This is a genomic window from Glutamicibacter sp. MOO4 (assembly GCF_056934395.1).
In genome coordinates, this window is the sequence record NZ_CM167800.1 from 668,001 (window position 1) to 682,365 (window position 14,365).

Consider the following 14,365-nt stretch of genomic DNA (forward strand, 5'->3'; position numbering starts at 1 on the left):
GTCTAACCGGCACGAGGTATGTGGATCAATCTAGGTTGGCCATTGCGAGAGATGATCGCGCGCCAATAGTCGCCAGCAGTTGGGTCCTTGCGGTGATGAAGCGGTGGCCACGTTGAGGGCTGCATATCTTGTGAATGTTCGGACTCGACGACGATAAGTTCTCGATCGTCAATGCTGAGCGACGAAATACCTAGGTCGTAGGTCAGACGAGTACTGGGCGGGACGAACAGCACCGTTCTGACCCCGATCCGTCGTAATTTTTCTAGGGTCGGAGCAAGACGAGGATCAGCACTCGTTGCCAGACACGCACAAAGTAAATCTTGCCCAGTCTCGATTGAAGCTTCGCGCTCGTCTGCGAAAGCAACGATGTCGTCCAGACCAGAAGCATGGACCGCTCCCCAACGGTGGGCAAGAACCTGAGACATCGTTAGGCGTTCGTCGTCATTGGGACAAATCATGATCAATCTCTGCTGTACAGGCAGCAGTGCGGATTCTCCACCAAACGGTAGATAGCCAAGCAGGTTCGAATGATCAACATGTGCTGGTTCATGATCTTCTTGGCGAGGCCCTGGGGTGTCCCAGCGCTGGTGTCCAACGTCGTCCGTAGCGAAGTCGGTGATTTGAAAAACCTGAGGTGGATGCCCCGACGTAATCTCGACCCCACGACCCGGTAAGCCCGAACAAGCAGGGAGCTTGGGCCACATCATCTTTAGTGAGTCCGTTGCGTTCAAAGGAAAATACCATTGCGTCGTGAATAGTCCGGTGGACTTCAACGAATTCTGGTCTCGATCTACAGAGCAAACAATCAGAGGTGAGTCCTCACTGCTGTGACGAAGTAACGCACCGAGCGCATCATCAAGTCGCTGAAAATGTTGAGGATGCAGCTCAGACTGAAGCTGCGCGACGGAATGAATAATGATTGTCAGTCCTGGATCTTTTGGCGATGATTCCAGAAAATCTAAGGCATCAAAGAAGAGATAGGGATCCTGCCCCGTAACTACTCTGAGGCTACTGGTCTGATCGCTGCCTTCAATCGGTGAGGGTCCAAAACACAGGACCTTGCGATGCAATGACGACAAGGAACTAAGGACTTGTTTCGCCCCGGACTCAGGAAGTCCACACATCAGAAGCGATCTTTTCTGCTCACTGCCCAGAGCCAACGGGTCTAGGGTGCCACCGTGCAAGTTGTCCCTGATGCCACAGTACAAGCTACCTTCTAGAGCGCCCGGCCAAGTCGAAGGCATCGACAGGTGTTCCAGCGGCATTGGAAGAGCTGGGGCAAAACCAGACGGGGGCTTAGGACTGTCAGTCCAGCGGTCCATCAAAGCTGATACATGGGTTCGTAAAGGATCAGCATCCTCAGGACCTTTTGTTCTATTGAACGTGCAGACCGGAGCGAGGCGCATAGTGTGGCGGTCACGTTCAAAAAGTTCACCCTCTAGTGCTGGTTCAACAGCCAAATGAAATTGAAATGACTGAGTCGCGCGCGAGGAGCTTTTGATTATCGCCAGGCCCGGACGGTCCAATTTTGTTGCTGCAGTGGTACCGATAAGCTCAACGGATTCACTCGGATCGTTCACTCGCAAGGCGACGACGGTGTTTATGTTCGCTCGGGTCTGTCCGGTCAATGTACCCGCGGGTCGTTGCGTACTGAGCAATAGGTGAATGCCCAGAGCCCTTCCGACTGCGGCCAGCCTGTCGATTTTTGGACCAGCCAGTGGCAAGGTTTCTACGAACACTCGAAATTCGTCGATAACTATCAATAGCTTTGGTAGTGCCTGTGGCATCGAATCGAGGCTCTGAAATTCTGCGAGATCGCTGCATCCGCTATCGGCCAAGATCTTTTCGCGTCGCTGCACTTCATGTTCGAGCTGTTCCACAGTTCGCTGAGCCCCGGCTTCATCCAAGTCGCTGGCAAAGAGCTGCACATGAGGTAAGTGCTCATAGACGCCAAGTCCTGCGCCACCCTTAAAGTCAATCAGTACGAGGCCTAAGCGCTCAGGGGAGTACTGATGTGCAAGGTCGGAGATAACTCGACGCAAAGCTTCTGATTTACCCGAACCTGTCGTGCCGCAAATCAACATGTGTGGTCCATCAGCATCCAAATCAAGGTTTACTTCTTGTTCCGCCTCGCTGAGTCCGATGCTGGCTCCAAAACCAGTGGCCGAGGACTGAATGGGAGATAGGACTGACGGATTTGTAGAAGAGCGCAGACCAACAAACTGTTGTACCAGGCGATCTAATCTCGACAAGCTCAGACGGTGCAATCGTTGCAACACAAAACGTGAATCAGGCAAGCAGGACGTCAAAGGATCAGGCGCGATCCAATGATTGGCTTGCTCAGAGAGCACTGGGCCCAGACTAATAACCAAGGTATCGGGAAGCGCGACGGGCGGTTTGGCAGTCAAATATAGAGTTGTTAGTTCAGAGGATTCGTGCACAGATGACAGGCGGTCAACCGGCTCTGCGAGTGTTGAAATGCGGACATTTGTAATGAGCAACAATGACGCGGGCAAACAACAGATGCTGGGATCGATGACCAGCCTCAACAAACCTGCATAGATCATCGGCAGAAATCGCGAAACTATGTTGGCTAGGACCTCAGCTGAAGCAGCATCCTGTTTAGCGACTATTTGCCATACCCCCGGTAGCGGGGCAGCAAACACGGGGCCATGACAAGGCGCATCTGTTTTTGGCCTCGTCAGTTTCAACCTGAATTTTCGATGTTTTCTGGGGGTCGATTTTTCGGTGCTTTGTGGGTACCAGAGACCTTCACCCCAGACGATGGGCGGTAGCTGCGTCGGTGCGATCCCCAAAGCTGCCCCGTCAAGGCCTGCCAGAAGGCTCTGTCCAAGCGCAGCCGCGTACTGAGAACGCGCCTGCACCGCGAGCGCTCGTTGAACGCGCATTGTCTGTTTCCAACGACGTCGTTCGGAAATAACCTGACTAGCAGGAGCCACCGCCATCAAGGCTGAGACACCGCTGATGATCAGAAACAGCATTGAATGCATCAAGACTGCCAACAGGACACCGGTCAAAAGCGGAACGAAGGCCGCAAGGACTACGGTGACGAGCCGCGAAGCTTCAGGCTTTGCCGGAACCTTGACCTCAAGTTCGCTGGACGAAACAGGTTTCTTAGATTCAGCGCTCACGGGGTCACCTATGGCGAAGAACGTATTTCCTAAACGAAACGTCGAACCTATGCCCAGGTCCAAGGATTCGCAGCTGCTTCCGTCCGCACAAAAAATCTTCTGCCCAGCGGAGGCAACGAGTCGCAACCGTCGTGCCGACACAGTGAGCACTGCGTGGGAGCGAGAAAGCAAAGGGTCTTCTAACCACAAGGGAGCAGAGCGTCCCAGAATATGGTCACCGTGAGTCAGCGGGACCCACGCGCCGGCATCACGCCCATGCACTACGTACAACTTGGTTGATGCGCCATTTCCAACATGCTCGGGGAGAGCATGTGGCAAGTCGCTGAGAACGAGACGTTGATTCGACTGACAAACCCCTACGGATTCAAGCGGACGGGTGTCGCAGTACCAGCGCTGTCCGGGGAATGCGGACAGTAGCAATGAAGCAAGTTGCTCTCCTGATAACCGTCCAGACATGTTCAGCTCAAACTGCCGAGGACGTTGGAAATTCCGAGATATCAGCAGAAGTTCGTACCTGGCCATGAGGTCTCCAGATCAGATTCAGTCGGACTCTTGGAACCATAAGAACCTGCTATTCAACCTGCTCGGATAAATAAATTACTGCCTGTGGACATTGGATTTCGGCGGGGTTCAAGGTTATCCACATTCAAAAAAACTCTTGAAAGCAGGCGAATGTGCCTATAGCATCCCTTTTCATACGTAGATGATTGCTGCACCGACGAGGCGCTCGCCGGTGGTCCCCGACTTCGGGATCCTATGACAGGAAAAACAGCAGGAGTAAGTCGTGGAAGCATTGTCGATCGTTGAGGACGAAGTCCGAGAGCTGGTTCGGCGGCGGGGATTGGACCCGGCGAAACAGCCGACGGTGATCAAGTCATTGATCGAGGAAGTAATTCGCGATTACGACGAGCGGGCTCTCCTAGGTGCAGTTCCGTCGTTGAATTCACTCGACTCGGCTCGACAAGCGGTCTTTGACAACGTTGCTGGCTTTGGTGCTTTGCAACCACTTTTGGATGATCCGACGGTTGAAGAAATCTGGATCAATGCTCCTCACCAAGTATTTTGCGCTCGTGGTGGCCAAAGCCAACTAACTCACATACGAATGGAGTCCGCTGAAATTGCGGCCTTGGTTGAACGCATGCTTAAGTCATCCGGTCGCCGGCTGGACTTGTCGCAACCATTTGTCGATTGTCAGTTGCCCGACGGGTCACGCCTCCACGTAGTTATCCCAGACATTACTCACGAACACTGGGCAGTGAATATACGAAAATTCATTGCCCGCGCCGGGAAGCTTGAAGATCTTGTTGAATTGGATTCCATGAGTTCACAGGCGGCGCTGTTCCTATCAACCGCCATAGGCGCCGGACTCAACGTGATCGTCACCGGGCCAACCCAAGCAGGCAAGACCACCATGCTTAACTGTCTGGCTTCTTCGATTGGTCCGCGAGAACGGATCATCACGATTGAGGAAATTTTTGAATTAAATCTTTCCCTGCGCGATGTGGTTGCCATGCAAACGAGGCTTGCCAACCTCGAGGGAACAGGCGAGATCACCATGCGCCGGCTGGTCAAGGAAGCTCTTCGAATGAGGCCGGACCGAATCATCGTTGGTGAGGTCCGTGAAGCTGAATCACTCGACATGCTTATCGCACTGAACTCTGGCATCTCCGGTCTGTGCACCCTGCACGCCAACTCGGCACGCGATGCGATCACCAAGATTTGTACGTTGCCATTACTCGCAGGTCCCAATATAACGAGCGACTTCACAATCAAGACCGTTGCTGCGTGTATCGATTTGGTAGTTCATTGTGTTCGAAGCCCAAGCGGACACCGATACGTCAACGAGATCCTCAGCATTCGCAATCGAGTTGAAGACGGACAGATCGAATCATCGACGCTGTTTGAACGTCACGGAGAAGCCCTCTGTACCTCACGCGGGGCTGACTGGGAACACGAAAAGTTTGATCTCGCCGGTATCAACGTTGCCGAATTGATGGCAGTCCAATGATGGTTCTTTTCTTCGCTCTCTTAGGAGGCCTCGGTATAGCTATCCTGGTGGATTGGCTGTTTTTTGCTCCGTGGGTTCGTGCACCAAAACGAAAGTCGGTCATCAAGGCAGCTCTGCTCCAGGCCGGAATGACAAACGTTGCACCCTCCAGATTTGTACTTATCTGCTTGGGGTGCGGTCTCGGCTTCGGCGTACTGACTTTGGGACTAACTGGAACACTTCTTTTTGCCGTGGTGTTCTTTGGATTTGGTCTCTTTGCACCGTGGGTTTATCTACGCCACCAAGCCGCAAAACGCCAAGCAGCGCTACAGGAACAGTGGCCTGAAGTGGTTGACCACCTAAGGAGCGCGATTCGTGCTGGCTTGTCTTTGCCTGAAGCTCTGAGCCAGCTGGCTACAGTTGGTCCGCAAATCTTGAGACCACTATTCGGAGACTTTGCTTTGGACTACAGGGCGACGGCTAATTTCGCAGTTGCCTTGGAACAGCTGGGGGAGCGACTGGCCGATCCCGTTGCAGACAAGATTCTTACGACGCTACGGATCACCCGCGAAGTTGGCGGCACTGATCTTGGACATACGCTCTCAACGCTGTCGGCGTTCCTGAGAGACGATGTGCGAACCCGAGGCGAATTGGCTGCTCGCCAGTCTTGGATTGTCTCAGCAGCAAGATTAGCAGTGGCCGCTCCATGGATTCTCTTGTTGGTGCTTGGTACCCAAGAGGCAGCTAAAGAAGCCTATATGACTGCTGGCGGAGTAATCGTCTTGAGCATGGGCGTGGGAATTTCAGTGGTTTGCTACCGGGTCATGCTTCGACTTGGCGCATTGCCCACTGAAGAACGAGTGCTGTCATGAACACCTATGTATCGTGGGCTGCGCTATGCGGCCTTGGACTGGGCTTAGGAATTTGGATCATCATATTGAATCTGCCTGGCTGGAGAAAAATGGCCTTTGCTGAACGCATTGCCCCGCACGTGCGGGTGGGAGTCAGAAGCGCACGAATGCTTGAAGATTCATGGCACTCTGACTCGGGCCATTCGACCTTGGGGCAGCTCGCGTCGCCCTTGCTCGTTCAAATCAAGAAGTTTGCCAGTCGGCACAGTCCTTCAAGTGACATTCTGAGGAAAAGATTGGATGCAGCCGGACTCGAAATCAGCGTCGTGGACTATCGATCCCAAGAAATTGTTTGTGCTTTGTCCGGACTGGCGGTGGGGTCTGTGCTCACTGGTCTTGCTTCAATGCAGTACCACTTGTCTTTGATATTCGCAGTCTTGGTTGTCATCGGTTGTGGCCTTTTGGGTTACGGGCTACGGGGATGGTGGCTCGGTGAACAGATTCACCGCCGTGCCCGCAAGATACTCACCCAATTTCCGACGGTCGCCGAAGTACTCGCGCTGACCGTAGGCGCAGGAGAATCAACGACCGGAGCTATCGAGCGAATCTCGCGAATTTGTCACGGCGTCATCGGCGACGAATTTGTTAAGACCCTCAACGACATTCACGCCGGAACGCCCATGATTCAAGCGATGCAAAAGATGTCAGATCGAATGCAGGTAGGAACCATCGCCAGGTTTGTCGATGCCATTGTTGTTGCAACTGAACGAGGCACACCTATCGCGCAGGTCCTGCGAGACCAAGCACAAGATGTTCGCGATGCTTCGAAGCGAGAACTGATGGAAGTCGCGGGTAAACGAGAAATCCTTATGCTCGCGCCCGTGGTCTTCGGAATACTGCCGCTGACCATAGTCTTCGCCGTTTTCCCGGGGCTAGCGCTATTGGAGATGAGCTATTGAGCCAATCGAAAAAGACAGAAAAGTAAGACAGCAAAGTTTCAGAATCAGTCGAAAGGTACGTCATGTTCACTATTCAAGAATTGATGGTTCGTTTGGTCCTTGGGGCAACCGCCCGGGCACAATCGGTGTGGGACAAGCTCATGCCCAAGTTGAAAGACAGCAGGGGAGATGTGCCTGGATGGGTAATGATCACCTTGATGTCCGCCGTCCTGGTTGCCGCTTTGCTGGCGATAGCCGGACCTCGATTACAAGATCTCTTCAATCAGGCCATAGACCGGGTATCTGGTTTGGGATAGTCGAACTAGATGCGACAGCCAGGAAGATGTAGCAAGCGACCAACTATGCAATTGCTACGCGAGGAAACTCGCGGGTCGGCAGTCGCAGAATTTGTCATGATTACTACTCTGCTTGTGCTGATCGCGATGACCTTGATTCAACTCGCTCTGGTCCTGCACGTGCGCAATACCTTGATTGATGCTGCGGCCAATGGCGCTCACTATGGGGCTCTCGCAAACCGATCTGAAGCGGATGCACGAGGCCGTGCCCAACTCCTGATCACTGAAAGCCTGCATGGCGGGTTTGCAGACAATGTGGGCGTCAGCTCGGCCAATGTTGGGAAAAATCAGGTGATTACCGTGTCAGTAGATACGCGCGTGCCACTGATTGGTCTTCTTCCGAATGGTTGGGACCTACATGTTCAGGGTGAGGCCGTGCGATATGGCTAAAAATCTGAGATCCTCAATCGCTGCCTTGCGCCAAATGGCTCGTGATGAGGGCGGAAGTGCAATTGTCGAGTTCATTTTCGCAGCGACCGTGCTGCTGATTCCGATGATCTATCTCATTCTTGCGGCGAGCCAGCTGCAGGCTGGAAGCTACGCCGTGGTTGGCGCAGCAGATCAAGCGGCCAAGGTTTTTGCCGTTGCCGAGACTCCGGTGCAGGCACGTGCCCAAGCGCACGAAGCAGTAAATCGGGCCATGAACAATTTCGGATATTCATCGGCAAAGACATCCATATCGTGCGATTCCACCTGTCTGAGTCCTGGAAGCGTCGTTACGGTGACCGTAGAGCTGGATGTACCTTTGCCCTTCGTCTCGGAGATATTTGATGCTTCGGCGTTCTCCGTTGATTCCTCAGCGTCCCAGCGAGTTGATCGATTTGGGTAACATCAGACGGTTCCGAGCCTATTTCACGAGGGAAGATGGGCAGTCGCTAGTCCTTGCTATTGGTCTATGTGCCATCACGCTGCTGACGATTTCGGTGGTTTTGGCGGTTAGCGCTGTACAACTGAAAGCTCGACAACTCCTGTCGATTGCTGATGGTGCCGTCGTTGCTTCGGTCGACGAATTTGAGTTTGTGGCTGATGGACCGAACCCGCGGATACAGCTCAGCCAGCAACGCGTACAGCAAGCTGTGGCTCAGTATCTTAGCGATGTAGGTGCCAGCGGTCGCGTTGACAATCTTCAGATCAGATCCGTCCAAATCCGTCCCGATGGGCAAGGCGCCACACTAGAACTTTCAGGTTCAGTTCAACCACCGATGGTGGGGTGGATCGTGCCCGAGGGTGTGCCGATTTCAGTGAATTCAACGGCTCAGACCGTACTTAGCAGATGACCGTGGGCTCAGGAATCGGAAGCGAAATGACGTAGTCTTAGATGACCATGGCAAAAACTGACTTCTCTGCAGAAATCCGCACACTGCGCTCAACTTTCTCGTCGATTGAAGACGTGAGCGATGTTGATCAGATTAAAGCTGACATCGTGACGCTCTCCGAGGAAGCCGGAGCTCCCGATCTTTGGGATGACCCCGCTGCCGCGCAAATCGTTACCAGTAAACTTTCATATCGCCAGTCTGAACTTGAACGATTGACCAAGATCAGGACTCGTATTGATGATCTAGAAGTTTTGGTAGAACTGGCGGAGCTCGAAGCCGACGAAGAGACCATTCAAGAGGCGGACAGAGAACTTGTCAGCATCCATAAGGCTCTCGATGAGTTAGAAATCGTGACTTTGCTCAGCGGAGAATTTGATTCTCGCGGGGCAGTGGTGACGATTCGCTCCGGCGCTGGCGGCGTGGACGCAGCCGATTTTGCCGAGATGCTGATGCGCATGTACCTGCGTTGGGCTGAGAAACGTGGCTTCAAGGCAACAGTCATGGATACTTCCTACGCCGAAGAAGCTGGACTTAAATCTGCGACTTTCGAAATCGACGAGCCATACGCTTTTGGAACGTTGTCAGTAGAAGCCGGCACTCACAGGCTTGTCAGAATCTCACCGTTCGATAACCAAGGCCGCCGCCAAACGTCGTTTGCGGCCGTGGAAGTTGTGCCGTTGATTGAGCAGACTGACACGATTGAAATTCCAGAGTCGGAAATTCGAGTCGACGTCTTCCGTTCGTCGGGCCCTGGTGGACAGAGCGTGAATACCACCGACTCTGCCGTGCGAATGACTCACATTCCAACGGGTGTCGTAGTTTCGATGCAGAACGAAAAGTCGCAGATTCAGAACCGAGCCGCTGCGCTACGCGTCCTGCAGTCCCGACTTCTGCTATTGAAAAAAGAGCAAGAAAATGCACAGAAGAAGGAATTCGCCGGAGATGTGAAGGCATCGTGGGGTGACCAGATGCGTTCCTACGTACTCAATCCTTACCAGATGGTTAAGGATCTGCGTACAGAGCACGAAGTTGGAAATACTCAAGCTGTGTTTGACGGCGAAATCGATGACTTTATTGACGCAGGAATTCGATGGCGCGCAGGCCAGCGCCGTCCGAGGAAGTAGCAGATCATGCGAATACCAATCGAGCTGGGCAAACTTGTCACAAACTGTGTAAGTATCATCACCAAGGCAACTGACTACAAGTAAAACCGTTCAAGTCACGTTGGTCTTCAGCCATTTCTGGAGGCTGTGCTTATTGGATGAATCTGGCAACACGCCTAGGATTTAGGCGTGTTCTAGCGCCTGCACCGATAGTGTTTGGAATACTGGCGCATCTATTGACGTTTGATCTCGAGATTGGTATTCGTGGGTCGCGCCCCGACGAAAACTAGCGATTGAAGACATGATTAAATTCGAAAATGTCTCGATGGTTTACGAGCCAAAGCAGCAGAACGTTGCTTTGGATGACATAAACATCGAGATTGACCGTGGCGAATTCGCCTTCCTTGTTGGTGAATCCGGTTCCGGAAAGTCGACGTTCCTCAGCTTGGTGCTACGCGAAAAGCGTTCCACTGATGGTGCTGTGTACGTGGCCGGACAGAACCTGAACCGTATCCCGAGTCATCGCGTGCCAAAGCTGCGTCGCGATATCGGCTTCGTGTTCCAGGACTTCCGACTCTTGCGCGAGCGTACGGTTTTTGACAACGTCGCATTCGCCATGGAGGTCATTGGTGCCTCGCGTGCTCAGATTCGAGAGCGCGTGCCAGACGCGCTGAAGCTTGTCGGCCTTGAAGACAAGGCTCGTCGTAAGCCAACTGAACTTTCCGGCGGTGAGCAGCAACGCGTGGGCATAGCGCGTGCCATCGTCAATAGGCCATCAATTCTTTTGGCGGATGAGCCTACCGGTAACCTCGATCGCAAAAATAGCGTTGAGGTTATGAACGTGCTCAACCGCATCAATCAAAACGGTACAACCGTTTTGATGGCGACCCACGCACACGAACTTGTTAGTGAATACCGTCATCGTGTGATCGAACTCCAGCGCGGTCAAGTTATCCGTGATGAGATTGACGGCCAGTACATGCCAATGACCACAGTGGTGAACCAAGACGGCTCGCGTGAGCTGCTCGTGGGCGATTCCGCTGTTGAGCATGATGAAGATTCGCAGTTTACTGAGGACCAGAAGGACGAGGACCAGTGAAACTAGGATTTATTCTTCGCGAAGCGGCCAAGGGCCTTCGCCAGAACGTTGTCATGGTCGTTTCCGTAGTGCTGGTGACTTTTGTGTCGTTGACCTTCGTCGGCGCCTCAGCTCTTTTGCAGCTCCAGATCAACCAGATGAAGGGCTACTGGTACGACCGCATGGAGGTAGCTGTTTACCTCTGTGACGACTCCAGCTCTTCAACAAACTGTGCTGGCAAAGAAGTCACCGACGCCCAGCGTCAGAACATTGAAAAAGTTCTCAAGTCTGAGCAGCTAGCGCCGTACATCAAGGAATATGCCTACGAGTCGAAAGACCAGGCATACAAGAACTTCTTGGATCAGTACAAGAACTCCTCGCTCGTCGACCAGATCACTCCAGAGCAGTTGCCTGAGTCGTACCGAGTCGCACTGGTTGATCCGGAGAAGTACCCAGTTATCAACGAAGCATTGTCGACCGTTGATGGCGTTGACTCTGTAGTGGATCAGCGTGAACTTTTGGAAAAGGTATTCCAACTGGTCCGCGTGGCTTCTGCTGCTGCAGCAGTCGTTGCAATCGTGATGATTGTTTGTGCCGTGTTGTTGACCGGTACCACCATCCAACTCTCTGCAATGCACAGGCGGCTGGAAACCACGATCATGCGTTTGGTCGGTGCCTCGAAAGCAACCATTCAGTTACCGTTCATTATCGAAGGTGTTATCGCATCACTGATTGGTGGTGTGCTGGCATCAGGCACGCTATGGCTCCTACTCAAGTTCCTTGTCGAAGACAAACTTGCCAGTGAAAACGTCGGCGTTGCATTCATCTCTACCAATGAAGTTTGGCTAGTTGCGCCTGGCCTCTTGATTATTGGTATCGTTTTGGCCACAATTTCATCAGTGGTAACGTTGAAGCGTTACCTGAAGGTTTAATCGACCCCTCATCGTCGGTAGACCCGTAGCACGACATCTTTCTCGAAGGAGCCACATGCTGTCCAACGCAGTGCGAAGTAAGTTCTTGCGCGCCACCCTCGGTGGGGCAATGGCTCTCGCTTTAACGTTGCCAGCAGGCCTAGTTGTCGCTGATGATCTTGATGATAAGAAGACCCAGGTTGAAGGAAATATCAACAACCTGGAAGAGGACATGGAATTCTTGGATTCCGATATCCAGGCAACCGACAAGAAGCTACGTGATCAGCAGGCTCAAGTACCTGCCGCTGAACAGGCATTGGCCGACGCGCAAAGCCGTGTCGCTAATGCCCAATCCGCTGTCGCTGATCTGAATGATCGATTGATCGCTGCTCAGTCGACTCGTGATCAGGTAACTGCCGAGATCGAGAAGAACGCCAAAAAGATCTCCGAAGCGAAAGCCGCCATGGCTTCCATCGCTTCCGAAGCTTATAAGCGCGGTGGCGTTTCCAGCGGACTGGACATGATCCTCAACATGGATTCGACCCAGCAGATGGCCGACGGCCTAGACTTGGCGAACCGTGCCATGGAATCGCAGAGCAACACTTATAACGATCTTGCGCAAGAGCAGGCCAATAACGAAAACAACAAGCTTCGCTTGAGCGCTGTCGAGAAGGAAATCTCCTCGCTCAAATCGCAGGCGGAAGAAGCCTTGGCGCAAGAGCAGACCGCTCGAAACCAGGCCCAAAACGCGAAGAATGAGCTTGATGCTTTGGTCGCCAGCACCGAGAAGTTGGGCGCTGAGCTCGAAGCGAAGAAACCACAGATTCAGGCCAAGCTAGCGGCACAGCAAAAAGAGTACGCTCAGGTTAAGTCCGATATCAAGGAACGCCAGGAGCGTTTGTTGCGTGAGGAAGCCGAACGTAAGCGTAAAGCTGCTGAAGCTGAAGCAAAGCGCAAGGCTGCCTACGAAGCAGAGCAAAAGCGTCTAGCTGAGGAAGCGGCAGCAAAGAAGAAAGCTTACAAAAAGAAAGCTTTCGTTCCTGCGCCAGTTTCCGAACCTACGGTTAGCAAGTCAGCGGGTTCAAGTGCTTGGGGATTGGTTAAGCCGACACCAAGTAATAACCTGACCTCAACCTTCGGATGGCGTCCGACTCCTGCCGGAACGATTGATTACGGTGGACAGGGTGGATACGTTCACGCCGGAATTGACTGGGGCTTTGGCGGACAATGCGGTGCACCGATTACCGCTGCGGCTGACGGCGAAGTTTGGACCGCTGGTTGGGGCGGAACTGCTGGCAACAAGGTCATCATTTCCCACGGCGTCGTCAAGGGCAAGGCCCTTGCTACCGGTTACCACCACATGTCGCGCGTTGCTGTAAGCGTCGGGCAACACGTGAAGCAGGGCGACGTAATCGGTTATGTCGGCACTACTGGCAACTCGACTGGCTGCCATCTGCACTTTGAAACAATCGTAAACGGCAATGCCGTGAACCCATTGGGACTTCTCTAGCGCTAGACTTGTAATCTGTGCGCGGGAGTCCGCCCACGACATGCAAGGAGTAACGTGGCTAAGAAGAATCAAGAAGATCGGGTGATTGCGAGTAATCGCAAGGCACGCCACGATTATGAAATCCTCGACACTTTTGAAGCTGGCATGGTGCTCAGTGGCACCGAAGTAAAGTCACTACGCGAAGGTAAAGCCTCGCTAATTGACGGCTTCGGACAGTTCTACCGTGATGAGCTTTATATCGAGAACGTCTACATCCCTGAGTACCTCAACGGATCGTGGACCAATCATGCTGCACGCCGACGTCGTAAGCTCTTGTTGCACCGTCAAGAATTAGTGAAAATTGAGCGAAAGGTTGGCGAAGCTGGTCTCACCATCGTTCCATTGAGTCTCTACTTCAAGTCGGGCCGAGCGAAAATCGAAATCGGTGTTGCACGCGGTAAGCGCGAGTACGACAAGCGCCAGACCTTGCGTGAGCAGCAAGACAATCGCGAGGCACTACGCGCCATGCGTGAGCGTAATCGCGGCTAGCTTAAAGACTAGATTGTGGCGTATCTTGCGTTGGGTTAGCTCAAGGCAATGCGCTATGATTGAAAAATACGCTCTTGGGCGTGGTTGTACCTGGGAAACTGGGACTGACAACAAAATACGGGGATGATCGGTTTCGACGGTGTGAGTCGCGACAGATGAAGCGGGCCGAGGATGCAAAGTTATCTCGTAAACGCTCTTTGCAAAACAATAAGTGCCGAATCAAAGCGCACTGACTTCGCTCTCGCTGCCTAAGCAGCCAGACAGTCCGTTAGCCAGAGGTTTGCTATCGCCTCTGATCCTAACGTCATTTAGATAGCCACTGTATCCAGCGGCCGTTACCGCTGTTGGGTACATATTTAGGTAACTGTGCCTGGATCAACCACATGTTTGCGTGATGGTTGGGGCAGAGAAAATCCGCAGCAAACTGCGCCCGGAGAAGACCTGGCAACACCACATCGGACGGGAGTTCAATTCTCCCCATCTCCACGTATCTAAGCTCCGGAATCAGGCTAACCGCTTGGTTCCGGAGCTTTTTCGTTTGTGCTGAACCTGTCGCGCATTGGGGGAGTCCGCTCGGATAACACTCGCGAGCCTTGACTAAACACTGTGCAAAAATTGCGAGTCCATTCGCGGCT

The 14,365-nt window shown here is 53.0% G+C and carries 12 protein-coding genes and 1 other RNA gene; 12 read left to right on the forward strand and 1 reads right to left on the reverse strand.

From position 1 onward, the window contains the following. Positions 1 to 2 precede the first annotated feature (2 nt). Positions 3 to 3,152 carry an FtsK/SpoIIIE domain-containing protein gene (locus AC1Z3F_RS03075; protein WP_483566547.1) on the reverse strand — a complete coding sequence of 1,050 codons (3,150 nt, stop codon included), beginning with the start codon at positions 3,150 to 3,152 and terminating at the stop codon, positions 3 to 5. Between the two features lie 784 nt (positions 3,153 to 3,936). On the opposite strand from AC1Z3F_RS03075, the gene AC1Z3F_RS03080 reads away from it, so the two are divergent. The 12 genes from AC1Z3F_RS03080 to ssrA all read left to right on the forward strand — a co-directional run bounded on the left by AC1Z3F_RS03080 (position 3,937) and on the right by ssrA (position 14,219). Further along, the gene (locus tag AC1Z3F_RS03080) at positions 3,937 to 5,160 is read left to right on the forward strand and encodes a TadA family conjugal transfer-associated ATPase (RefSeq protein ID WP_262198038.1); all 1,224 of its coding nucleotides are present in this window, start codon (positions 3,937 to 3,939) and stop codon (positions 5,158 to 5,160) included. Further along, on the forward strand, positions 5,160 to 6,011 hold the full coding sequence (locus tag AC1Z3F_RS03085; protein ID WP_262199750.1) for a type II secretion system F family protein: 852 nt from the start codon (positions 5,160 to 5,162) through the stop codon (positions 6,009 to 6,011). Before AC1Z3F_RS03080 ends, AC1Z3F_RS03085 begins: the two co-directional genes overlap by 1 nt. Next, positions 6,008 to 6,949: a type II secretion system F family protein gene (locus AC1Z3F_RS03090; protein WP_262198037.1), complete on the forward strand. Its 942-nt coding sequence runs from the start codon at positions 6,008 to 6,010 to the stop codon at positions 6,947 to 6,949. The genes AC1Z3F_RS03085 and AC1Z3F_RS03090 overlap by 4 nt, the downstream gene beginning before the upstream one ends. A gap of 62 nt (positions 6,950 to 7,011) precedes the next feature. Further along, entirely contained in the window at positions 7,012 to 7,245 is a 234-nt protein-coding gene (locus AC1Z3F_RS03095; RefSeq protein ID WP_262198036.1) for a hypothetical protein, read from the forward strand. A gap of 45 nt (positions 7,246 to 7,290) precedes the next feature. Next, complete coding sequence (locus tag AC1Z3F_RS03100) at positions 7,291 to 7,674, forward strand: TadE family protein (RefSeq protein ID WP_262198035.1); 384 nt, start codon at positions 7,291 to 7,293, stop codon at positions 7,672 to 7,674. Continuing rightward, on the forward strand, positions 7,667 to 8,113 hold the full coding sequence (locus AC1Z3F_RS03105; RefSeq protein WP_262198034.1) for a TadE/TadG family type IV pilus assembly protein: 447 nt from the start codon (positions 7,667 to 7,669) through the stop codon (positions 8,111 to 8,113). Before AC1Z3F_RS03100 ends, AC1Z3F_RS03105 begins: the two co-directional genes overlap by 8 nt. A gap of 495 nt (positions 8,114 to 8,608) precedes the next feature. Then, the gene (gene prfB, locus AC1Z3F_RS03110; protein WP_131087824.1) at positions 8,609 to 9,724 is read left to right on the forward strand and encodes a peptide chain release factor 2; all 1,116 of its coding nucleotides are present in this window, start codon (positions 8,609 to 8,611) and stop codon (positions 9,722 to 9,724) included. 280 nt (positions 9,725 to 10,004) lie between these two features. Further along, positions 10,005 to 10,802: a cell division ATP-binding protein FtsE gene (ftsE, locus tag AC1Z3F_RS03115; RefSeq protein WP_131087825.1), complete on the forward strand. Its 798-nt coding sequence runs from the start codon at positions 10,005 to 10,007 to the stop codon at positions 10,800 to 10,802. After that, positions 10,799 to 11,713, forward strand: a complete 915-nt coding sequence (gene ftsX / locus AC1Z3F_RS03120; protein ID WP_262198033.1) for a permease-like cell division protein FtsX — start codon at positions 10,799 to 10,801, stop codon at positions 11,711 to 11,713. The genes ftsE and ftsX overlap by 4 nt, the downstream gene beginning before the upstream one ends. Before the next feature lie 55 nt (positions 11,714 to 11,768). After that, complete coding sequence (locus tag AC1Z3F_RS03125) at positions 11,769 to 13,202, forward strand: M23 family metallopeptidase (RefSeq protein ID WP_131087827.1); 1,434 nt, start codon at positions 11,769 to 11,771, stop codon at positions 13,200 to 13,202. 54 nt (positions 13,203 to 13,256) lie between these two features. Continuing rightward, positions 13,257 to 13,730, forward strand: coding sequence for an SsrA-binding protein SmpB (gene smpB / locus AC1Z3F_RS03130; protein WP_131087828.1), 474 nt, complete (start codon positions 13,257 to 13,259; stop codon positions 13,728 to 13,730). Between the two features lie 119 nt (positions 13,731 to 13,849). Next, positions 13,850 to 14,219: a transfer-messenger RNA gene (gene ssrA, locus AC1Z3F_RS03135) on the forward strand. Positions 14,220 to 14,365 lie beyond the last annotated feature (146 nt).

Excerpts from the sequence above, each read along its gene's own strand:
- AC1Z3F_RS03085 (WP_262199750.1), top strand. The coding sequence starts at position 5,160 with ATGGTTCTTTTCTTCGCTCTCTTAGGAGGCCTCGGTATAGCTATCCTG.
- AC1Z3F_RS03090 (WP_262198037.1), top strand. The coding sequence starts at position 6,008 with ATGAACACCTATGTATCGTGGGCTGCGCTATGCGGCCTTGGACTGGGC.
- AC1Z3F_RS03095 (WP_262198036.1), top strand. The coding sequence starts at position 7,012 with ATGTTCACTATTCAAGAATTGATGGTTCGTTTGGTCCTTGGGGCAACC.
- AC1Z3F_RS03100 (WP_262198035.1), top strand. The coding sequence starts at position 7,291 with ATGCAATTGCTACGCGAGGAAACTCGCGGGTCGGCAGTCGCAGAATTT.
- AC1Z3F_RS03105 (WP_262198034.1), top strand. The coding sequence starts at position 7,667 with ATGGCTAAAAATCTGAGATCCTCAATCGCTGCCTTGCGCCAAATGGCT.
- prfB (WP_131087824.1), top strand. The coding sequence starts at position 8,609 with ATGGCAAAAACTGACTTCTCTGCAGAAATCCGCACACTGCGCTCAACT.
- ftsE (WP_131087825.1), top strand. The coding sequence starts at position 10,005 with ATGATTAAATTCGAAAATGTCTCGATGGTTTACGAGCCAAAGCAGCAG.
- AC1Z3F_RS03125 (WP_131087827.1), top strand. The coding sequence starts at position 11,769 with ATGCTGTCCAACGCAGTGCGAAGTAAGTTCTTGCGCGCCACCCTCGGT.